Annotated in this window: 18 protein-coding genes; 10 read left to right on the top strand and 8 right to left on the bottom strand. The window is 68.2% G+C overall.

Annotated features, from left to right (window positions below):
• Window positions 1-7 precede the first annotated feature (7 nt).
• The 7 genes from WS75_RS29365 to WS75_RS29335 all read right to left on the bottom strand — a co-directional run bounded on the left by WS75_RS29365 (window position 8) and on the right by WS75_RS29335 (window position 7,655).
• A complete protein-coding gene (locus WS75_RS29365) occupies window positions 8-1,297 on the bottom strand; it encodes an NAD(P)/FAD-dependent oxidoreductase (protein ID WP_059685910.1) in 1,290 nt (429 codons plus the stop codon).
• A gap of 19 nt (window positions 1,298-1,316) precedes the next feature.
• The gene (locus WS75_RS35160) at window positions 1,317-1,862 is read right to left on the bottom strand and encodes an integrase core domain-containing protein (protein WP_373558520.1); all 546 of its coding nucleotides are present in this window, start codon (window positions 1,860-1,862) and stop codon (window positions 1,317-1,319) included.
• A 77-nt stretch (window positions 1,863-1,939) separates the two neighbouring features.
• A complete protein-coding gene (locus tag WS75_RS29355; RefSeq protein ID WP_059600127.1) occupies window positions 1,940-2,797 on the bottom strand; it encodes an IclR family transcriptional regulator in 858 nt (285 codons plus the stop codon).
• A 109-nt stretch (window positions 2,798-2,906) separates the two neighbouring features.
• Window positions 2,907-4,313, bottom strand: coding sequence for an MFS transporter (locus WS75_RS29350; protein ID WP_082728884.1), 1,407 nt, complete (start codon window positions 4,311-4,313; stop codon window positions 2,907-2,909).
• 115 nt (window positions 4,314-4,428) lie between these two features.
• The gene (locus tag WS75_RS29345; RefSeq protein WP_059600128.1) at window positions 4,429-5,262 is read right to left on the bottom strand and encodes a sugar phosphate isomerase/epimerase family protein; all 834 of its coding nucleotides are present in this window, start codon (window positions 5,260-5,262) and stop codon (window positions 4,429-4,431) included.
• Between the two features lie 39 nt (window positions 5,263-5,301).
• Window positions 5,302-5,913 (bottom strand): NIPSNAP family protein, encoded by a 612-nt coding sequence (locus WS75_RS29340; RefSeq protein ID WP_059600129.1) that lies wholly within the window; start codon window positions 5,911-5,913, stop codon window positions 5,302-5,304.
• A complete protein-coding gene (locus WS75_RS29335) occupies window positions 5,910-7,655 on the bottom strand; it encodes an FAD-dependent oxidoreductase (protein WP_059685905.1) in 1,746 nt (581 codons plus the stop codon). Before WS75_RS29335 ends, WS75_RS29340 begins: the two co-directional genes overlap by 4 nt.
• 135 nt (window positions 7,656-7,790) lie before the next feature.
• Between WS75_RS29335 and WS75_RS29330 the strand changes: the two genes are divergently transcribed.
• Window positions 7,791-8,687, top strand: coding sequence for an NAD-dependent epimerase/dehydratase family protein (locus WS75_RS29330; RefSeq protein WP_059600131.1), 897 nt, complete (start codon window positions 7,791-7,793; stop codon window positions 8,685-8,687).
• 20 nt (window positions 8,688-8,707) lie between these two features.
• Here the strand turns inward: WS75_RS29330 and WS75_RS29325 are convergent, their stop codons facing one another.
• A complete protein-coding gene (locus tag WS75_RS29325) occupies window positions 8,708-9,754 on the bottom strand; it encodes a Gfo/Idh/MocA family oxidoreductase (protein ID WP_059685902.1) in 1,047 nt (348 codons plus the stop codon).
• A 215-nt stretch (window positions 9,755-9,969) separates the two neighbouring features.
• Here WS75_RS29325 and WS75_RS29320 point away from each other — a divergent pair, with 215 nt between their 5' ends.
• From WS75_RS29320 to WS75_RS29290, 9 genes are all read left to right on the top strand, one after another.
• Window positions 9,970-11,268 (top strand): ABC transporter substrate-binding protein, encoded by a 1,299-nt coding sequence (locus WS75_RS29320; RefSeq protein WP_059685900.1) that lies wholly within the window; start codon window positions 9,970-9,972, stop codon window positions 11,266-11,268.
• A 133-nt stretch (window positions 11,269-11,401) separates the two neighbouring features.
• Window positions 11,402-12,271 (top strand): branched-chain amino acid ABC transporter permease, encoded by an 870-nt coding sequence (locus WS75_RS29315; protein WP_059685898.1) that lies wholly within the window; start codon window positions 11,402-11,404, stop codon window positions 12,269-12,271.
• Entirely contained in the window at window positions 12,268-14,823 is a 2,556-nt protein-coding gene (locus tag WS75_RS29310) for a branched-chain amino acid ABC transporter ATP-binding protein/permease (RefSeq protein ID WP_059685896.1), read from the top strand. The genes WS75_RS29315 and WS75_RS29310 overlap by 4 nt, the downstream gene beginning before the upstream one ends.
• The gene (locus tag WS75_RS29305; protein ID WP_059685892.1) at window positions 14,820-15,662 is read left to right on the top strand and encodes a shikimate dehydrogenase family protein; all 843 of its coding nucleotides are present in this window, start codon (window positions 14,820-14,822) and stop codon (window positions 15,660-15,662) included. The genes WS75_RS29310 and WS75_RS29305 overlap by 4 nt, the downstream gene beginning before the upstream one ends.
• Before the next feature lie 26 nt (window positions 15,663-15,688).
• A complete protein-coding gene (locus WS75_RS33970) occupies window positions 15,689-15,841 on the top strand; it encodes a hypothetical protein (protein WP_156429915.1) in 153 nt (50 codons plus the stop codon).
• A 145-nt stretch (window positions 15,842-15,986) separates the two neighbouring features.
• Window positions 15,987-17,765, top strand: a complete 1,779-nt coding sequence (locus tag WS75_RS29300) for an FAD-binding protein (RefSeq protein ID WP_082729797.1) — start codon at window positions 15,987-15,989, stop codon at window positions 17,763-17,765.
• 62 nt (window positions 17,766-17,827) lie between these two features.
• Entirely contained in the window at window positions 17,828-18,658 is an 831-nt protein-coding gene (locus tag WS75_RS29295) for an aldo/keto reductase (RefSeq protein WP_059685888.1), read from the top strand.
• A gap of 187 nt (window positions 18,659-18,845) precedes the next feature.
• Window positions 18,846-19,175 (top strand): hypothetical protein, encoded by a 330-nt coding sequence (locus WS75_RS33965; RefSeq protein WP_156429914.1) that lies wholly within the window; start codon window positions 18,846-18,848, stop codon window positions 19,173-19,175.
• Between the two features lie 146 nt (window positions 19,176-19,321).
• Window positions 19,322-21,748, top strand: coding sequence for a membrane-bound PQQ-dependent dehydrogenase, glucose/quinate/shikimate family (locus tag WS75_RS29290; RefSeq protein WP_059685886.1), 2,427 nt, complete (start codon window positions 19,322-19,324; stop codon window positions 21,746-21,748).
• The last annotated feature ends 28 nt before the right edge of the window (window positions 21,749-21,776 follow it).

Genomic DNA, 21,776 nt, shown 5'->3' with positions numbered 1-21,776 from the left:
CGGTGCGTCAGACGGTATCGCGCAAACGGTACCAGGCCTTGCCGATCGCTTCCAGCGGCGCGGCGAGGCGGTCGCCGCCGGGGAAGCGCGGGTTGCGGATGCACTGGTACAGCGCGAGCAGGCGATCGTCGCCGAGCACGGCGTCGGCGACCGCGCGCGCGCCGGCGAGCGTCGGCAACACACCGTGCCCCGAGAAGCCCTGCAGCCAGAAACGCTGGCCGCGACGGCCGATGTCCGGCGTGCGTCGCATGCTGATGTCGATGTGGCCACCCCACGCGTAGTCGAGCGACACGCCGGCCAGTTGCGGGAACACGCGTTCAAGGTGCGGGCGCGTCGCAGCCGCGATGTCGGCCGGAATCCCGCCGAGATACGTGCAGCCCCCGCCGAACAGCAGGCGATTGTCGGGGCTCAGGCGGAAGTAGTCGGGCACGAACTGGTTGTCGATCACGCAACTGTTGCGCGGCAGCAGCGAGCGTGCGACCTCCGGCGCGAGCGGCGCGGTCGCGACCTGGTAGGTGCCGACCGGCAGCAACCGGCGCGACAGTTCGGGATCGAGCCGGTCGACATACGCGTTGCACGCGAGCACCAGCACGTCCGCGCGCACCTCGCCGTGCGCGGTGCGGGCAACGTGACCGCCTTCGGTCTCGCGATACTCGAGCACGCGGCTCTGCTCGAAGATGCGGCCGCCGGCCCGTTCGATCGTCTGCGCGAGACCGAGCGCGAGCTTCAGTGGATTCAGATGGCCGGCCTCGGGATCGTGGAGCGCGGCGAGATAGCGCGCGCTGCCGATCCACTCGGGCATCTCGTCCTGCCCGATCACGCGCAGGCGGTCGTAGCCCCAGCGCTGCGCTGCCTCGTCGCGGGCCTGCGCGAGCATCGCGACGCGACGCGGCCGCACCGCGGCCCACAGACTGCCGGGCCGGTAGTCGATGTCGAAGCCATGCCGCGCGGGCAGTTCGCGCACTTCGGCCGCGGCCCAGCGCATGCTGCCCCACAGCACGCGCGCGCCGTCGCGGCCGAGCGAATCCTCGAGCGGCTGCATGTCGCACGACCAGCCGAGCAGCGCCTGTCCGCCGTTGCGGCCCGATGCGGCCCACGCGACGCGACTCGCCTCGAGCACGACCACGCGCTTGCCCGCGAGCGCGAGGCGCAATGCCGTATGCAGCCCGCTGAAGCCCGCGCCGACGACCAGTACGTCGGCGTCGACGCGTTCGTCCAGTTCGGGACGCCGCGAAATCGGCGCCGGATAAGTGCCGGCGTAGTAGCTTGCGACGTGACGGTCGGACTGCACGAACATGCGGATTCCCGTGAAATTTTCATCGCCAACTTTCATGAAAAATTAGCACGACAATTTCACGAGGGCAAGCGGGAGAATGAAGTCCGAGGAAATCCGACGTGACCCTGGAGTCCGAGGTGACCTTGCCCCGCCGAGTACGCCGTTCGTAAGTTAGTGGTCTCGCCGGTTTTCGGTTGATGCAATTGCCCGAATTGGTCCGGCGCCAATTGCCCCAACGCACTATGCGGACGCACCGAGTTGTGGTCGCGCGCCACGCTTCGATTCGCCTGCGTACATCGTCGAGACTGACGAACGCATGCTGATTCAAACACTCTTCACGCAGTCGGCCGTTGAAGCTCTCGATGTGAGCGTTCTCCACCGGTTTGCCGGGCCGAATGAACTGCGGTTTTACGCCGTGCTCGTGTGCCCAGGCGTCGAGCGCCCTGCTGACGAACTCCGGGCCGTTATCCACCTGAATCAGATTGGGGCGCCGTCCTCGCTGCCGCGACTGCTCGAGCACACGCTTCACGCGAACACCCGTCAGCGAGAAGTCGACCTCGATGTGCGGGCACGCCCGGTTCCACATATCGATGATGGTCAACATTCGAATGCGGCGACCATGCACCAGCGCGCAGCCGGTGCAACGCCGCTTTGCGAAGCTCCCTAACGCTTCGACGAGCGCCCGCGCGGTGCCGCCTTCGCAGTCGCAATCGGTGAGGCTTGCGTCGACGCCAGTGCCGTCCGCTTGAACCAGGGCGAACCAAGCGTGGCCGCGCTCATGTCAGCCGCAGAGGCGAGCAACAGCGGTGCGAGCTCTTTCAGCCGGGATTCCGGCAAGCGGCTAGTCGGGCCGGCGAGGCTCACGATGCCGACTACTTCGTTCGTCACGGGATTACGCACCGCTGCCGCGATCGACGTCATACCGATCTCGTACGTCTCGATCGCCACGCCGTAGCCACGCTCGCGCGCACCCTTCAGGTCCTTCAGGAATTGCTGGATGGTCTTCGGCGCGCGCGGCACGTTCTGCGTCTTCGCGCTGAGCCCGCCCTGCTTCGACACCAGCTCGATCGCGCGCTCGTCGGGCAGCGTCGCGAGCCATGCCTGGCCGCTCGCGGTGCAATGCAGCGGCGGCTGGCTGCCCATGTCCGGGTCGTAACGCAGGCCGGATTTCGCACCCTGCGCCTTGCCGACGAACGTGATGTGATCGTCCTCGACCACACCGAGCCGCGCCAGTTCGCCGGACGACTCGGCCAGGCGATCGAGCACCGGCTGGGAAATGTCGAACACCCCGCTCGTCGACAGGTAGATCAGCGCGAGCGACACCAGCTTCAGCGCCAGCATGTACTCGCCGTGCTCTTCATCCTGACGCACGAACCCTTCATCGATCAGCATCGACAGCAGGCGATGCGTGCCGCTGCGGGGAATGTTCAGCGTATCTGCAATGGTGGCCAGCGGCATGCGGCCGCCGTTCTTTGCCAGCAATTCCAGCACTGCGAGCGCACGCTCGAGGTTTCCTGCCATGGCGCCTTCTCGTCCGTATGGTGAATGTCAAATAAGAACATAATTCCATACTGGAATTCAAGCGAATTTGCGCGGCGCCGAGACCGTGGCCGCGGCGCCGCGCCCGCCATCAATGGCCGGCCGCCCCGCTCACGGCCACGAACGTGCCGCGATGGCGCGCGCCCTTGAGCAGCACCGCTGCGCCGCCCACGGCCGCCGGCACCGCAAGCGCCGCGAAGACCTGGCCGAAGCTCCAGTTCGCATGGAGCATGGCCGCGCCCAGCATCGCGCCCGCAATGCCGCCGAAACGGCCGACGCCGAGCATCCAGCTGGTCCCGGTGGCCCGCATCTCGGTCGGATAGGAGCCGGCCGCCAGCGCGCAGAAGCCCGTATTCGAACCGTTCATGCAGTAGCCGATGCCGAACGCCAGTACGCAGATCACCGTGAACGGATGGGCCGATACGCCCATGTACCAGGCAAGCGCGCCGCCGGCGAGCACGGTCGCGCCAAGCGCCGCGTGCGGATTGAAACGGTCCATCTGCCACCCGATCAGCAGCGAGCCGACCGTGCCGCCCGCCTGGAACAGCGCGCCGACGATCGCGGCCTCGGCCAGCGAAAACCCGAGCCCGCGGATCAGCGTCGGCAACCAGTTGCCGAGCAGATACACGGTCAGCAAGCCCGCGAAGTAGCAGATCCACAGCATCACCGTGCCGAACGCATGTTCGCGCGACAGAATCGCGCGGACGGGGCTGCGCGCATCGCGCACCGGCTCGGCCGACACGAAGCGCGTGCGCGCGTCGGCAACGCCGGGCTGCACGCGGTTCAGCACGCCGATGAGCCGTGCGCGGCGCTGCTCCGACAGCGCGAGATAGCGCGCGGATTCCGGCAGCCATTTGACGAGGATGGGCACGTACGCAATCGGCAGCACGCCGCCGAGCAGCAGAACCGAATGCCAGCCCCACGTTTCGATCAGCCACGCGCTCACGAAGCCGCCGCCTGCCGCACCGAAGGTGAAGCCGCAGAACACGGCCGTCACCATCAGCGCGCGCCGCCGCGGCGGCGCATATTCGGCCATCAGCGTGGCCGCGTTCGGCATCGACGCGCCCAGGCCGATGCCGGTCAAAAAGCGCAGCACCGTCAGCGACACCACGCCCGTCGCAAACGCCGACGCAATGCTCCAGAGGCCAAAGAACGCCACCGCGCTGACCATCACCGTCTTGCGGCCGAAGCGGTCGGACATCGGGCCGGCCGTGAGCGCGCCGAATGCGAGACCGAGCAGGCCGCCGCTCATTACCGGCCCCAGCGCGTCGCGCGGAATCGACCACGCGCTGGAAATCGACGGCGCGATGAAGCCGATCATCACCGTGTCGAGCCCGTCGAGCATCACGATCAGCATGCACAACAACAGCACGAGCCACTGGAACGCGCCCACCGGCCGCGTATCGAGAAACTGTTGAACGTCGAGCGAGCGCGCGTCTTTCGATTCGCGATCCTGAATAGTCTGCTTCGGCTTTCGGGCCGTCTGCGAGGAAGTCATGCTGATGTCTCCGGAAATGTTGTTCTTGTCGTCGTGTCGAATGCCCGATCCGCGCGCCGGCACGATGCCTGGCGCCGATCGGGCCCGTTGGGTCGCGAAGGCGGCCGGCGTGTGCTCAGGCCGGCACGGCCGCCGCGTCGATCACGGCAACGGTGGCCTCGCGCAAGCGGCGCGCCCGCTCGACGGCCGGCGTCGTCTTCGCCCACGCTTCGTTCGGCACCTCGACGCTCACTGGCAAGTGAGCGGGCAGCGCGCGCAGGATGCCCGCGAGATCGAGCCCGCCCTCGCCCGGCACCATCCGCGCGCAGCGTGCCTGGAACAGCAGCGTGTCGACGTCGGTCGGCCGCTCGGCCGGCGCATCGCAGAACTGCACGTAGCCGAAGTACGCGTGCGGCAACGCCCGCAACGCGTCAGGCGACGAGCCGGCACGATCGAAGTGGATCGGGTCGACGATCAGCCCGGTGTTGCGTCGGCCGCACGCGTCGACGATGCGCGCCCCGGCGCCGATGTCCTTCACGTCGGTCCACGGCATCGGCTCCAGCGACGGCAACAGGCCGAGCGGCGCGGCCAGGTCGCACAGCCGGCCGAGCCGGTCGATGGTGCGCGCTTCGTCGGGATCGTTGCCGGCCACGAGGACGTAGCGCGCGCCGAGTTCCGCCGCCGTTTCGAGCATCGGCAGGTAGTGCGTCACGTCGGTATCGGGCTTCAGCCGCACGATCTCGACGTCGAGCACGCGCATGCCGGTATCGCGCAGGACCGCGAGCGTTTCGCGCTTGAGCCGCGTATCGCCGATGATCTCGTGGCGAACCTCGGTGTCGGTGGCCGGCAGCAGTCGCAGGCCGACGTAGTCGTAGCCCGCGTCGACGGCGCATTGCACCATCCGCGGCGGACTCAGTTCGAGCACGGTCAGCGCCGACAGCGACAGCGCGCGGGATTGAGGCTGGGTCATATCGTCTCCTTGAGCGTCATGGCGTAACACGCGGCAGGTTCAGCGCAACGGCGAGAACGGCGCGGGCACGCAGATCGTCGACTCCATGGTCGTGAGATGGGCCGGGCCGCCCTTCGGCGGCCAGATGCCGTCCTTGACCGCCTCGGCGCGAATGCGCGAACGCTCGTCCACGCTCGCATACGGCCAGATGTTCAGGAAGCGCGGCGTATCGCCGTCGAGCGCATACATCGCGCCGACCAGCGGCGAGCGCCGGGTGCGCTCCGGCACCGCCTGTTCCCACACATCGATCGTGTGCTGCAGGCTGCCGAGCTTCGTGCCGTACACGCGCATCTCGTAGATGCCGCCGTGCACGGCCGGTTCGATCGGCGGCAGGAACGGGAACAGCGCATAGCTGGCCGTCTTCACGTCGATGATGGATTCGCCGCAGCCGAACGGGTTGCCTTCGAGCAGCATCCGCTTGCGCTCGCCGACGAGCGCGGCCTCCGATTCATAGCCGCGCAGCACCAGCACCTGGCCGAGCGTGCCGATGTCCGAATACCACGCGCCGAGCAGCTTGCCGCCCTGCGGATCGCCGCTGGCCTGAATCCCTTCGAAGACCTGCGCGTTCGCGCCGATCTTCACCGTGAGCGTCACTACGTCATACAGTGTCATTGCATTGTCCTCGAGGATGAATCGATGCCGGCACGCGCGGGTTCGGGCGCGGCGTCGGCGAGAGAAAGGCCGGCGAGATAACCGAACGTCATCGCCGGACCGAGTGTGATGCCGCCGCTGGGATAGCAGCCGCCCATCATGCTGGCCGAATCGTTGCCGACCGCGTAGAGGCCGGCGATGGCCCGGCCGGCTGAGTCGAGCGCGCGTGCATCGCGATCGGTGGCCAGGCCCGCGAACGTGCCAAGGCTGCCGGGCAACAGCTTCACCGCATAGAACGGCCCCGCTTCGATCGGCGCGAGACACGGGTTCGGCTGCCGGTCGGCGTCGCCCTGCACGCGGTTGTACGGTGTCGAGCCCTTGTGAAACGCCGGATCGCAGCCTTGCTTCGCGTACTGGTTGTAGGCCGATACCGTGTCCGCCAGCGAGGCTGCGTCGATTCCGCATTCGCGCGCGAGCGCATCGAGCGTCGCGCCGCGCTTGAGATAGCCGGAGCGCCGGTACGGGCCGGTCGGGAACGGAAACGGCTTCGAGAAACCGAGCCCGTAGCGCCGCTGAAAGCGATGGTCGCAAACGAGCCACGCGCACACTTCTTCACCGGCCGGCGTCGTGTCGAGCAGCGCGGAAATGAAGTCGTGATACGACGACGCCTCGTTCACGAAGCGCTTGCCCGCGCACGTCACCGCGATCACGCCCGGCTTCGCGCGCTCGATCAGATGCGGAAACGCGACCGCATCGCCGCCCGGCTGCGGCACCAGCGAGACGGGCGCCCACGCCGCCGGCGCATCGAGCGACCGGTCGAAATGTGCGCCGATCGATTCGCCGAGCCGGATCCCGTCGCCGGTATTGCAACGCGGCGCCGCCGACCAGTGTTCGCGGCCCGACGGCGTATAGGCGAACGTCTGCGCGCGCCGCGCCTGATCGTGCGGGAAACCGCCGCAAGCCAGCACGACGCCGCGCGCCGCGCGCACCTCGTGCACGATGCCGTCGATCGCCACGCGTGCGCCGGTCACGCGTGCGTCGTCGCGCACCAGGCCGATCGCCTTCGCATTCGTGCGCAGGTCGACCCCGCGATCGGCCGCCGATTTCAGCAGGCGCGCGACGAGCGCATTGCCGTTCACCAGATGCATCGAGCGCCCGTAGCGCAACTTGTGCCACCCGAACGCGGCCAGCCGGCGGCCGACATGCAGCGCCGACTTCAGCGAGCGCGTGGCGCGATAGAAATGCGCGAGATCCTGGCCGGACGCGAGCGCCATCCCCTTGAGCGTCGTCACCGACAGCGGCTCGCGCAACCGGTCGATCAGCGGGCCCAGTTCGCGACCGTCGAACGGCATCGCGCAGACCGAGCGCCCGCCCGTGCCGGCACCCGGCGTGGTGTGGAAATCGGGAATGCGGTTGCCGTCGACGAAGCGCACGGCCGTGTTCCGCTCGAAGAATTCGACCATCTCCGGGCCGCGTTCAAGCAGCGCATCGGCCTTCGCCGCATCGAACTGCGCGCCCAGTTCGTTCTTCAGATACGTGCGCGGCACCTCGATGTCCTCGCGAATGCCGGCCCGCGCCGCGAGCGGATTGCGTGGAATCCACATCCATCCGCCCGACCACGCGGTCGTGCCGCCAAACACGGCCTCCTTCTCGGCGACGATCACGCGCAGGCCCTGCGCCGCCGCCGTGACCGCCGCCGCGAGGCCGCCCGCACCGGAGCCCAGTACCAGCACGTCGCAATCGAGTATCGGTTCACGCTTCATGTTCAATCTGCCCGTTCAGTGTCTCCAACGCCGGATGCGACCCGATCGCGACGTCTATGGAATATTCTTTCGAAGTGGAATACTATTCCACTAAATCGAGTTTAGCAAAGACTTTAACGAAAGGGAGGCAGCGCAATGCGAGTACTGGTAACGGGTGGCAGCGGTTTTCTCGGCGCATGGATCATCAGGAGGCTGCTCGCGCGCGGCATGGAATGCGTGAGTTTCGACGTGCGCACGAACCCGCGCCTCGTCGAGGCGCTCGCGCCAGAGCGGGCCGCGGCCGTGCAGTGGCGCACCGGCGACATCGCCGACGCGGCCGCCACGGCACGCGCATTCGACGGCTGCGACGCGGCGATCCATCTCGCGGGCATCCTTACGACGGACTGCGCGGCCGATCCCGTGCGCGGCGCCCGAGTCAACCTGGTCGGCACGCTGAACGTATTCGAGGCCGCCCGCGCGTCCGGGCTGCGACGCGTGCTCTATGCGAGCAGCGCCGGCGTATTCGGCCCCGACGACGGCGCCGTGCCGCTACCGCAAACCCACTACGGTGCGTTCAAGCTGGCGTGCGAAGGATCGGCGCGCGCGTACTGGCACGACCACGGGATCGCGAGCGTGGGCTTCCGTCCGCTCGTCGTCTATGGCGCCGGGCGCGAGACCGGATCGAGCGCGGGGCCGAGCCTGGCGTGCCGGGCGGCCGCGCGCGGCGAGCGCTACACGATTCCGTTTACCGGCACGACGGGCCTCGTGTTCGCCGACGACGTCGCCGCCGCCTACGAGGCCGCGCTGCTGGCCGAGATCGACGGCGCGCACGCGTTCACGCTCGCGGGCGAGATCACCCCGGTGAACACGCTGATCGAGCGGATCGCGGCCATCGTGCCGGGTGCGCACCTCGATGCCGGCGGGCCGCCGCTGCCGATCGCGACGGCGTTCCCCGACGACCCCGCGCTCGGGCGCCTGCTGCCCGGCCTGCCGCGGACCGCGCTCGACGACGGCCTGCGGCAGACGGTGGCGTTCTACCGGCGCCAGCGCTAGGCCGGCGCACGCCCCCGCGGCTATGCCGCGACGTCCGCGGGCACAACGCCCGTGCGCGTCGCGGCCGCACGATGCACGGCGAGCGTCGCCGCGAGCGTGCGCGCGGCGTCGTCGGCCGAACAAAGCGGCGCCTCGTCGCCCGCGATCACCGCCGCGAAGTGGCGCAACTGCTCGTGATACGGATCGGCGCCATGCGGCGTGCAGCGCTCGACCGTCAACGGATCGTGCCAGCCCTTCCCGCTGCGGTATTCCCACAGATCGAGTTGCGGCAGCGTGAGCGAGGCATCTGTGCCGATGAGGAAATGCGTGTTCACCTGCTGGCGTGGATAGTGCGAGGCCTCGCCCGCCGCGAGATCCCAGTTCCAGGGTGACGCCGCGCAATCGGACACGGCCAGCGTGCCGAGCGCGCCGCTGTCGAAGCGAAGGAGCACGGCGGCCGTGTCTTCCACGTCGAAGCCGCGCACGCGATTGGACGCCTGGGCCTGCACCTCGACGATCTCGCCGAGCAGGAACCGCATGATGTCGATGTCGTGGATCAGGTTGATCAGCACGGGGCCGCCGCCCGCGCGACGGCGCCATTCGACCTCGAAATACGCGTCGGGCTTGTAGAAGGTCGCGAGCGCATTGGCCGCGACCGGCTTGCCGAGCCGCCCCGACTGCACGATCTCTCGCGCGCGCCGCAGGATCGGATTGTGGCGGCGATGGTGGCCGACCAACAGCGGCACGCCGGCTTCGCGTGCGGCGCGCCCCAGCTCGGCTGCCGCCGCGACGCTGTCCGATACCGGCTTCTCGATCAACGCCGGCACGCCGCGCGCGATGCACGCAAGGCCGACCTCCACATGTGTCGCATTCGGCGTCGCGACGATCGCGCCGTCCGGGCGCACCGCGTCGAGCATCGTCGCGTAATCGGCGAACCCGCGTACCCCCTCGGCACGCGCGAACTGTTCGGCCGCCGGCGATGGATCGGCGATCGCCACCACTTCCACCTGCGGATGCGTTCGTGCGCGCTCCACGTGCATCCGCCCGATTGCGCCCGCACCGATCACTACCAGCCGTCTTCTTGCCATCGCTTCATCTCCGTTGTTCGGGGCGTCCGCATCGCGTCGAGTCGTTCGCATTCCGGACCGACCGGGTGAATACCCCGATTTATTGAAATCTACTTTAATTGTTGAATACTATTCCACTTCAAACCAGAATTCACGAAAAAATTCGACACGTGTCGCGCGGCCTGCCCAAGGACCGCGCGGAATCGACCTTGACCAGGAAACAGGAGGCCAGACACATGACTGACCAGCACGAGCAGAACGACACCCTTTCCAGCCACCCGGCGGACGCGCCCGACAGCCCGGCGTTGCCGCGCCGCGCGTGGCTCGTCACCGCGGGCAAGGCGCTCGCGGGCGGTGCGGCGGCGCTCGCCGCGCCGGCGATCGTGCGCGCGCAGGGCGAGCAACCGCTGAAGCTGGGCCTGCTGATGGCCAAGCAGGGCGTGTGGACCGAACAGGGCGAGGTGATCGCGAACGGCGTCAAGCTCGCGCTCGACGACGCGGGCAACCAGGCGCGCGGCCGGCGCGTCGATCTCGTCTGGTACGACGAACCGAATCCGCAGTCGGCGCAGCAGAACATGCAGAAGCTCGTCGAGCAGGACAAGGCGATAGCGGTGATCGGCGGCACGAACAGCGGCACGTCGCTGGCGATGTCGTCGGTCGCGTGGCGCACCAAGACGCCCTACATCGCACCGAACGCCGCGGCGCGCGAGCTCACCGGCAGCAGCTGCAACCCGTACACGTTCCGCGTGTTGAGCCCGACGCCCGTCGCGTGCCGCGCGCTCGCGCCGTCGCTGCTCGCGATCGGCAAGAAATGGCACTTCCTCGTCGCGAACTATGCGTACGGGCAGGACATCCAGCGGGCGATGTCGGACTTGCTGAAGCAGTCGGGCGGCTCGATCACCGGCGTCGACGTCACGCCGCTCAACACCACCGATTTCAGCTCGTTCATCCTGAAGATCCGCCAGTCGAAACCCGACGTCGTGCTGCTCGGCCTGCCGGGCGGCGACCTGTCGACGTTCCTGAAGCAATACGCGGAAATGGGCATGAAAGGCCGGATCCCGGTGGCGTGCCCGATCATCGGCGACTCGGATCTGTGGTCGATCAACGCCGATGCGGCGACCGGCTACTACGGCAAGCCGTGGCATTTCAGCTCGCCGGGCCATTCGCCGGAAGAAGTCGCGTTCGTCAGGAAGTACACGGCGAAGTACGGCAAGCCGCCGGCCGACAAGGCCTGGATCGGCTGGTTCACGGCGCGCGCGCTGCTGCAGGCGATCAACCACGCGAAGAGCACGTCCGGAGCGGACATCGTGCAGAGCCTGGAAACCATTCAGCTCACCGACGGCAGCGGCCCCGCGAATTTCCGCCCGTGGGACCACCAGCTGCTGCGGCGCTGGAGCGTGTTCAAGGTGAAGGACCGGATCGCGGACAAATGGGACTGGCTCGACCCGATCTCCGTCGTGCCGCAGAACCCCGCCGAGCTCGACCGCCTGTTCGGCACGCGCCAGGAGATCGGCTGCCGGATGGCCGCGCGCTGAGCCCGCGCGCCGCCGCTGCTGCGGCGGCGCCCGAATCGACACGGCCCCAAGCGTATCCCGCGCGCGTCGCGGCCCGCCGCTCGCCCGTCACCACGGGGCGCGGCGGCGGCGGGCCGCACTCTGGAGTAAGGGCATGGCTGAAATGTTGTTGTCCCAGGTCGCCAACGGACTGGTGCTGGGATTCCTCTATGTATTGCTCGCGATCGGACTGTCGATCATCTGCGGGCTGCTCGGCATCGTGAATTTCGCGCATGGCGCGCTGTTCGCGCTCGGCGCCTATTTCGCGATCGCGCTGTCGACGCAGTTCGGATGGGCCGCCGTCGTGCTCGCGCCGTTGCTCGTCGCGGCGGTTGGCGTGCTGATCGAACTGGTGTTCATCCGACGCCTGTACGGCAAGGAGCCGCTGCTCGGCCTGATCGTCACGTTCGCGCTGTCGCTGCTGCTGACCGCGCTGGTGCGCCTCGTGTGGGGCGCGGGCGGCCTGCCGTTCAGCCCGCCCGAAATGCTCAACGGCTTCCTCGTGTACGGGCCGCTGCTGATCACGAAGTACCGGCTGTTCGTGCTCGCCGCGACGGTCGCGATCCTCGTCGTGCTGTGGTGGTTCATGAACTACACGCCGTACGGGCGGATCCTGCGCGCCGGCAGCCGCGATCCGGAAATGGTCGGGCTGCTCGGCATCAACCTGCCGCGCGTGCTGACCGGCGCCTTCGCGCTCGGCGCACTGCTCGCGGGCTCCGCCGGCGTGCTCGCCGCGCCGCTCGTCACGGTCACGCCGGGGATGGCGACGACCGCCGTGATGCCCGCATTCGTGATCGTGACGATCGGCGGGCTCGGCTCGTTCGCCGGGGCCGTGGTCGCGGGCCTGCTGGTCGGCATCGTGACCGCGCTGGCCGTCCAGTTCTTTCCGGAGGGCTCGTCAGTCGCCATGTACGTGCTGATGGCACTCGTCCTTCTCGTCCGCCCTCGCGGGCTGTTTGGTGAACGCTGGGAGCGCTTCGAGTGAAACCCGACTATCTGACCCGCCACCCTGTCGCGGTGCTGACCACCGCGCTCGTCCTCGTGTCGCTCGCGCTCACCGCGACCGGCACGCCGCTCGAGCGCGCGACCCAGATCGCGATCTACACGCTCTACGGAATGGGCGTGAACCTGCTGGTCGCGTACACGGGCCTCGTGCCGTTCGGCGCATCGGTGTTCTTCGGCACGGCCACGTACCTGGTCGCCGTGTCGCTGCTGCGCGTGCTCGGCAACGAGCTGCTCGCGCTCGCGGCCAGCGTGCTCGTGACGACCGTGCTGGCCGCGCTGATCGGCGCGATCGTGTTGCGCCGGCGCGGGCTGTACTTCTCTTTGCTCACCCTCGCCTGTTCGCAGATCGCATTCGAGATCGCGTTCAAGTGGACGGATGTGACCGGCGGCGAAAACGGCCTGCAGAACGTGCCGCGCCCGACTTTCCCGACGACCGTCGGCTTCCACGTGTTCGCGTGCGTGACGGTGATCGCCATCGCGTATCTGCTGTGGCGCCTCGTGCACTCGCCGTTCGGGCGGGCGCTGCAGGCGTTGCGCGACAACGAGCAGCGCGCGGCGAGTCTCGGCTACGACACGTATCGGCTCAAGCTGCGTGCGTTCGTGATCTCGGCCGCCGTGATCGGCTACGCAGGCGGCCTGCTGTGCCTGATGCTGCAAGGCGCATACGCGAACAACCTGAGCTGGGAGCACGCGGGCGACAGCCTGTTGATGACCGTGCTCGGCGGCGTCCACCAGTTTCTCGGGCCGCTGTGGGGCGCGATCGCGTTCATCCTGCTCGAGGACAAGCTCAGCAGCCTGACCGAGCACTGGTGGCTGATCTTCGCGCCGATCATCATCGCGTTCGCGTTCTTCTCGCCCGAGGGCATCCACGGCATCGTGCAGCGGTTGCTGCGACGCCCGCGCTGGACCCTCGTGCGCGACACGATTCCCGCGCGTCCCGACATGATCGCGCCGTATCGCGCCGGCGGCATCGACACCGATTCCGACAAGCCCGTGCTGAGCGTGCGCGGGCTGTCGAAACATTTCGGCTCGCTCGTGACCGCCGAACAGATCGACCTCGACGTCCATCCGCGCCGGCTGCACAGCTTCATCGGCCCGAACGGCGCGGGCAAGACCACGTTCTTCAACATGCTGACGGGCGTGCTGTCGCCGACGGCCGGCACGATCACGTTCGACGGCCGGGACGTGACGAAGCTCGCGATGTTCCGCCGCGTGCGGCTCGGCATGAGCCGCTCGTTCCAGATCCTCAGCGTGTTCCGCAACCTCACCGTGTTCGAGAACGTGCGCGTGGCCGTACAGGCCGCGCAGCACGATCGCCTCGGCATGTGGCGCGACGCGCACACGCTCGGCGAACAGAATGCGCTGACCTGGTCGCTGCTCGCGGCGGTCGGGCTGGACGATCGCGCGGCGCACGGCTGCGAAAGCCTGTCGCACGGCGAGCAGCGCCTGCTCGAAATTGCGCTGTCGCTCGCGACCCGCGCGCGCCTGCTGCTGCTCGACGAACCGCTCGCGGGGCTTGCCGAGGCCGATCGCGTGCGCGTGGCGGCGATCATCCGCGAGCTGGCCAACCATCATGCGGTGCTGCTGATCGAGCACGACATCGATCGCGTGCTGACGATCTCCGATCGCGTCAGCGTGCTCCATCGCGGCCGGCTGATCGCGGACGGCTCGCCCGCCGAAGTCGCGCGCCATCCCGAGGTGGTCGAAGCCTATCTCGGCCACGCGAAGGGCGAGCGGCCGGTCGATGCGCGGCTGGCCGCACGACGCGGCGCGCAGCACGAAGAAGCCGCGCCGGCGCGACGCCCGCTGCTGCGCCTCGAAGGCGTGAAGGCCGGTTACACCGGCAACACGATCCTCGACGGCATCGACCTCACGCTCCACGAAGGCGAAGTCATCGCGATCCTCGGCCGCAACGGCGTCGGCAAGACGACGACGTTGCGCGCCGCGACCGGCGTCGCCGAAGTCACGGCCGGGCGCATCGTGTTCGACGGCCACGACATCACCGGGCGCCCCGCGCACGAGATCAATCGCCTCGGGCTCGCGATGGTGCCCGAAGGCCGCCGGCTGTTCCCCAACCTCACGGTTGCCGAGAACCTGCGGCTCGCCGCGCGCAAGGGCGGCGCGAGCGTCGACGAAATGTTCACGCTGTTCCCGCGCCTCGCGGCGCGCAAGGATGCGCGTGCCGAACACCTGTCCGGCGGCGAACGGCAGATGGTGGCGATCGCCCGCGCGCTGATGGCGCCGGCGAAGGCCATCCTGCTCGACGAGCCGTTCGAAGGGCTCGCGCCCGCCGTCGTGCAGGAAGTGCTCGACGCGGTCGTCAGGCTACGCGAGCGCGCGAGCGTCGTGATCGTCGAGCACCAGGCCGACATGGTGCTGCCGATCGCCGATCGCGCATACGTGCTCGTCAACGGTCGCGTCGCGCACGAAAGCAGCGCGGTCGCGCTCGAACAGGACCCCGCCACCCAGGCGAAATTGCTCGGCATCGTACACAACGAAGCCGGTTCCACCCAGGAGATGAAAACAGCATGATTGCCCCCTTGACCCCGACCACCCCGGTTTCGCTCGACGAAGGCCTGAGCGGTGCGACCCGCGTCCACTTCATCGTCGGCGATCCGATCGCGCAGGTCCGTTCGCCCAAGGGCGTGACGGCCGCGCTGCGCGAGGCCGGACTCGACGCGCTGGTCGTCCCCGCGCACGTCGCGCCGGACGATCTCGCGGCGTTCTTCGCGGGCATCACGCCGATGCGCAACGTCGACGGCGTGATCATCACGGTGCCGCACAAGTTCAGCGCCGCCGGGTTCTGCACGAGCCTGTCCGACGAAGCCGCATTCCTCGGCGCGGCCAATACGCTGCGCCGCACCGCCGACGGTGGCTGGCACGGCGGCATGTTCGACGGCACCGGCTTCGTCGCCGCGCTCGGCGACGCAGGCTGCGACCTGCGCGGCAAGCGCGCGCTGCTGGTCGGCGCGGGCGGCGCAGGCTCGGCGATCGGCCATGCGCTGGTGATGGCGGGCGTCGCGTCGCTCGACGTGCGCGACAACGATGCCGCCCGCACCGCGTCGCTGGTCGACCGGCTGGCGACGCTGCAACGCGGCACGGTGCGCGTCGCCGCCGCGGACCTCGCGCCCGAATCGTTCGACGTGATCGTCAATGCGTCGCCGATGGGCATGCGGGCGGACGATCCACCGCCCGTCGACGTATCGCGCGTGCCGGCCACCACCTTCGTCGGCGACGTCGTCACGAAGCCGCCGCTCACGCCGTTCATCGAAGCGGCGCGTGCCCGCGGCTGCCGAACCGTCACGGGCACGCAGATGTTCTCGCGGGTCTGTGACCGGATGGTCGCGTTCCTGATCGATACCGCCGCCTGAGCGCGTGCGGGCGGGGCGCGAGCGCCGTGCGCGGCGCGCCCCGCCGAATCCCGTTCGCCACCACGGGCAGCGACCACATCATCGACGCGACCGCCACGCTCGGCGGCGGCTTCAACTCGGCGCCGTCGTCCACGCGCAGCCAGTTCGCGGCCGGCGTCGGCATCGTGCACCGCTTCTGAACGTCGCCGCACGCCGCTTCACCCACTTTTTAGAACACTATTCCACTTTGCTATTTATTGGAATAACATTCCATAATTATCGGAGCATCTTCCGCCGCGCATCGAATCCGGGTGCGCGACGGAACGACATGAAGGAGACGTGGACATGGGTGCGGTGCAACAGGACTGGGACGAGGAAGTAGACCTGCTGGTATTCGGCGCGGGGGCGGCGGGCATGACCGCCGCGCTCGTCGCGCATCACGAGGGGCTTGCGGTCCTCGTCTGCGAAAAAACAGCCGTGGTGGGCGGCATCACGTCCACGTCGGGCGGCACGACGTGGGTGCCGGGCACCCGCCTGAGCGTCGATGCGGGCGTGCCCGACAGCGTCGACGATGCGCGCCGCTTCCTGCAGTCGGTGGTCGGCGCACGCGGCGGCGACGACGCGCGCGAAGCCTTCCTGCAGAGCGGCCCCGATGCGATCGACGAGCTCGCGCGCATCAGCGAAGTCAAGTTCGTCGCCGCCGCCGCGCATCCCGATTACGTGAACGGCCCCGGCGCGGCCTATGGCGGGCGGGCGCTCGTGCCCGCGCCGTTCGATGCGCGCGTGCTCGGCCGCGCATTCGCGCGCGTGCGCCCGCCTCGCAAGGAGTTCATGGGGCTCGGCGGGATGATGGTCGCGCGCGCCGACCTCAATGCGCTGCTCGCGCCGTTCGCATCGGCCGCGAACTTCAAACGCACGGTCGCGGTCGTCGGCCGCTATGCGATGGACCGCCTACGTTTTCCGCGCGGCACGCAGCTCGTAATGGGCAACGCGCTCGCCGCGCGGCTCTATTACAGCCTGCTCAAGCGCCAGGTCGAGATTCGCTTCGACACGCCACTACTCGAACTGATACGCGACGACGGCCGCGTCACCGGCGCCATCGTCACGACGCCGGACGGCGGCCGCAGGCGAATCGGCGCGCGGCGCGGCGTGGTGCTCGCGACCGGCGGCATCACGCGCCATCCGTCGCTGCGCCAGCAGTTCTTCCCCGCCGCGGCCCGGCCGCTGTCGCTGTCGCCGGCGACGCACACCGGCGACGGCGTCGACCGCGCGCAGCGCGTCGATGCGCGGGTCGAAAACGGCGGCGACAGCCCGGGGCTGTGGATGCCGTGCTCGATTCGCCGTGCCCTGGGCGGCGACGGCGACAGCGTCTGGCCGCACATCATTCTCGATCGCGCGAAACCCGGCCTCATCGCGGTCAACAGCCGCGGCGAGCGCTTCGTCAACGAGTCGGACTCGTATCACGACTTTGTGATGGGCATGCTGCGCGACAGCGGCAACGGGCCCAGCGTGCCGGCCCATCTGATCGTCGATGCGGCGTTCATCCGGACCTATGGCCTCGGCCTGCTGATGCCGGCGCGCAGCGCGGCGCGCATCGCGGCGTTCGAGCGTGCCGGCTATCTGGTCAAGGGCGCGACGCTGGCCGAGCTGGCAGCGAAATTGCAGGTGGATGCGAACGGCTTGGCGCGTACCGTCGCGACCTACAACCGCGACGCCGCCAACGGCGAGGATCCGGCGTTCCAGCGCGGCAGCAGCCCGATGAGCCGCTTCAATGGCGACCCGGCGCAACAGCCGAACCCGTGCATTCGCCCGATCGGCGCCGGGCCCTACTATGCCGTGACCGTATGGCCCGCCGACCTCGCGTGCAGCGCGGGGCTGAGCGGCACGGCGAACGGCGAGGTGGTCGACGTCGACGGGCGCGTGATTCCCGGCCTGTTCGCGTGCGGCAACGATCTCGCGTCGATCTTCCGCGGCACCTATCCGGGCCCCGGCACGACGCTCGGCCCGGCCATCGTATTCGGCTGGCGCATCGCGAAATTCGTCGCGCGACGCGACGCGGGGTCGACGGGCACATCGGCCGCGACCACCGCGCATCGCTCGACCTGCGACAGCGCCCACGGCTGACGAACGCGCCGGCACGGCACGGGCAAGCCGAGCCGGCTCAACCCATCGAGGAGGAATCGTTCATGCAATGTATCGTCAACCGCCACGCGTTGAACATGCCGAAACTGGGGCTCGGCACGTGGCCCATGCTCGGCGACGACTGCACGCGCGCGGTCGCGCTCGCGCTGGAGTCGGGTTATCGGCACCTCGATACCGCGGCCGCGTACGAGAACGAAGCGGCGGTCGGCGAGGCCATCGCGGCGTCGAACGTCCCGCGCGAGCAGATTCACGTGACCAGCAAAGTGTGGTGGGACCGGTTGAGCCCCGAACGCATGCGGAAATCGCTCGACAACACGTTGCGCGCGCTGCGCTCCGACTACGTGGACCTGTTCCTGATCCACTGGCCGGCGCCCGACTGGAATCTTGCCGAGACGATCGACACGCTCGTGTCGTTCAAGGAGCAAGGACGCGCCCGGGCGATCGGCGTCGCGAACTTTCCGCTTCCGCTGTTGCGCGATGTCGTTGAAAACCGGCAGGCACCGCTGGCCGCGATACAGGTCGAGTACCACGTGCTGCTGGGTCAGGCGCGGCTGCTTCAATTCGCGCGCGAGCACGACATGGCGCTGATCGCGTACAGCCCGCTCGCGCGCAACCGCGTGTCGGAGATTCCGGAGCTGCAGCGGATCGCCGACAAGCATCGCGTGCTGCCGACCCAGGTCGCGCTGAAATGGCTGCTTGACCAGCCGAACGTGGCCGCCGTGCCGAAGGCGGCCGGACAACGCAATCAGCTCGCCAACCTGGCATCGCTCGACGTGGACCTGGACGACGCCGATCGTGCGCTGATCGGCGGCCTGCCGAAGAACCAGCGCCTCGTCAGCCCGGCTTTCGCGCCGCAGTGGGACCCGGCTGAATGAAGAACCGGGGGCGGGCATTGCGCACGCCCCGAGGTCCGGCGCTCAATGGATTCAGCAACCGGAGTGCGACTCCGTTTCCGAGATTACAGGGTCGCGCCCGTTGATAGGACAGATGCTTTTATCAGGTGAATGGCCAACAAACGGTATGCCGAACCTCCCGTTCTGCTGGCGACTCGAGAGTGATACGGTGAACGCCGAATGGCTGCATCGCGTGCGCTGCCTGCATTCGCAAAGGCACGCCGCTCCCGCGCTGTCCAAAGCACCAGCCGCGCGACTTCCGCTGCCCACGCTTGCTCTATTCGAGCGAGATCATGTCAACGCGCCGCTCCCGTCCCCCCTCCAGACCACGCACTTCCCGCGTGATCGCCGCCGCAGCGCTCCCCGATCCCGACGAGCGCCAGTTGCGAAATCCGACAACACACTTTCAACCATCCAGACAACAATCGAAGAAAAAAAGGGCGAGCAAAATCCGCGGCTCGCCCTTAAAATGCACCGCTTAGTTAATTTCTACAGCTAACCAGGCTGCACGATCAGGATCTGCGAAGCCCGCATCCGCGCATGCATGCAACGCGGCGGCGCCTCCATGTGGTCGAACAGGGCCACCCGCTGCGCCCTCTTCCTGCCTTTCGATGCAGCCCAGGCGCAACCGGATAGAAGACACTCATGTCCAAGCAATCAACTGCAGGGCCGATTCATGCTTCGGCCCGAATCGGCCTGATCGCCGCGGGATTGGTCTCGCTGCTTCTCGGGCTCTATTTCATCATCGGCGGCGGCATGCTCGTCGCACGCGGCGGTAGCTGGTATTACCTGCTGGCAGGGCTTGCGCTGTGCGCGACCGGCGTCCAGCTCGCCCGCCGTCGCTCCAGCGCGGTCGCGATCTACCTCGTCATGCTGATCGCCACGGCGCTGTGGGCCGTCTGGGAAGTCGGCTTCGCGTTCTGGCCACTCAACGCGCGGATCTTCATGTTCTCGATGATCGGCATGCTGCTCGTGACGGTCTGGCCGCTGCTGCGCCGTGCCGAAGGCAAGGCGCCCGCACGAGGCGCGGCATGGGGCATCGCCGCCGTGCTGCTCGCCTGCAACGGCGTGTTCGTCTACGGGATGTTCGTGCCGCACGGCACGTTCGGCACCGAGACGCCCGCGCCGGCGGCGGGCATCGCAGGCACCGAGGACTGGACGGCATACGGTCACTCGGCCGGCGGCGACCGCTTCGCGGGCTACACGCAGATCAACCGCGACACGGTGAAGAACCTGCAGGTCGCATGGACGTTCCACACCGGCGACACGCCGCTCAGCCCGGACGGCGGCGGCTCGGAAGACCAGGAAACTCCGCTGCAGGTCGGCAAGACGCTGTTCCTGTGCTCGCCGCACAACACGGTGATCGCCGTGGACGCCGCAACCGGCACCGAAAAATGGCGCCATGCGTTTCCGACCAAGACGACGGTCTGGGTGCGCTGCCGCGGCCTCGCCTACTTCGACGCGGACAAGCCGCTCGTGCAGCCGACCGTCGCCGGGTCGACGCCTGTCCTGCCGATCGCCGCGTCCGGCGATCCGGCCGTGTGCCGCCGCCGCATCTTCATGAACACGATCGATGCGAAGCTCGTCGCACTCGATGCCGACACCGGCAAGCTCTGCGACGCATTCGGCGATCACGGCATCGTCGACATGAAGGCCGGCCTCGGTAACGCGAAGAGCCCGCTGTACGAACTCACGTCGGCGCCGACGGTCGCGGGCACAACGGTGGTCACGGGTGGCCGCGTGGCCGACAACGTGTCGCTCGACATGCCCGGCGGCGTGATCCGCGGCTTCGACGTGATGACCGGCAAGATGAAGTGGGCGTTCGATCCGGGCAATCCGGACGATCACGCGGAGCCGGCACCGGGCAAGATCTTCACGCGCTCGACGCCCAACGTGTGGGCGCCGATGACCTATGACGCGACGTCGAACACGATCTACATGCCGGTGGGCAATGCGGCGATCGACCTGTGGGGCGTGAAGCGCACCGCGCTCGACGAGAAGTACGGTGCATCCATCCTCGCGCTCGACGCGACGACGGGCGCGGAAAAGTGGCACTTCCAGACCGTTCACCACGACCTGTGGGACTACGACGTGCCGATGCAGCCGACGCTGATCGACTTCCCGATGGAAGATGGCAAGCGCGTGCCGGCGCTGATCGTCGGCACCAAGATGGGCCAGCTGTTCGTGCTCGATCGCGCGACCGGCAAGCCGCTGACGAAGGTCGTCGAACATCCGGTCAAGACCGCGTCGATTGCGAACGAGCCGTATTCGAAGACCCAACCGCTGTCCGTCGGCATGCCTCAGATCGGCGCGGACGTGCTCAAGGATTCGGACATGTGGGGCGTCACGCCGATCGACCAGTTGATGTGCCGCGTGATCTTCCGCGGCATGCGCTACGACGGCCTTTTCACTGCACCGGACACCGATCGTTCGCTCAGCTTCCCGGGTTCGCTCGGCGGCATGAACTGGGGCGGCCTCTCGTATGATCCGAACGCGGACATGATCTACGTGAACGACATGCGCCTCGGCCTCTGGGTCCATCTGGAAAAGGAAAAGAACCGCAGCGGTACATCCAACGGCAACGAATCGGTGAACGCAGGCATGGGTGCGGTGCCGCTCGGCGGCACGCCGTACTCGGTGCTGAAGGACCGCTTCTTCTCGCCGCTCGGCATCCCGTGCCAGAAGCCGCCGTTCGGCAGTCTCACCGCGGTCGACCTGAAAACCCGTAGCATCGCATGGCAAGTCCCGCTCGGCACCGTGAAGGACACGCGCCTCTACGGCGTGCCGATGCACATGCCGTCGCCGATCGGCATGCCCACCATCGGCGGCTCGCTCACGACGGGCGGCGGCCTCGTGTTCTTCGCCGCGACGCAGGACTACTACCTGCGCGCGTTCGACAGCTCGACGGGCAAGGAAGTGTGGAAGGCGCGTTTGCCGGTGGGAAGCCAGGGCACGCCGATGAGCTATACCCTCAACGGCAAGCAGTACATCGTCATCTCGGCAGGCGGTGCGCGCCAGTCGCCCGATCGAGGCGACTACGTGGTTGCCTACGCATTGCCGGACAACAAGTAAGCGCCTGATTCGACCGGATTGCGTGCGG

Origin of the sequence: Burkholderia sp. FL-7-2-10-S1-D7 (genome assembly GCF_001524185.1) — a bacterium.
Classification (GTDB): Bacteria; Pseudomonadota; Gammaproteobacteria; order Burkholderiales; family Burkholderiaceae; genus Burkholderia; species Burkholderia diffusa.
The sequence above is the reverse complement of the archived record's forward strand: the minus strand, read 5'-3'. Positions and strand labels throughout refer to the sequence as shown.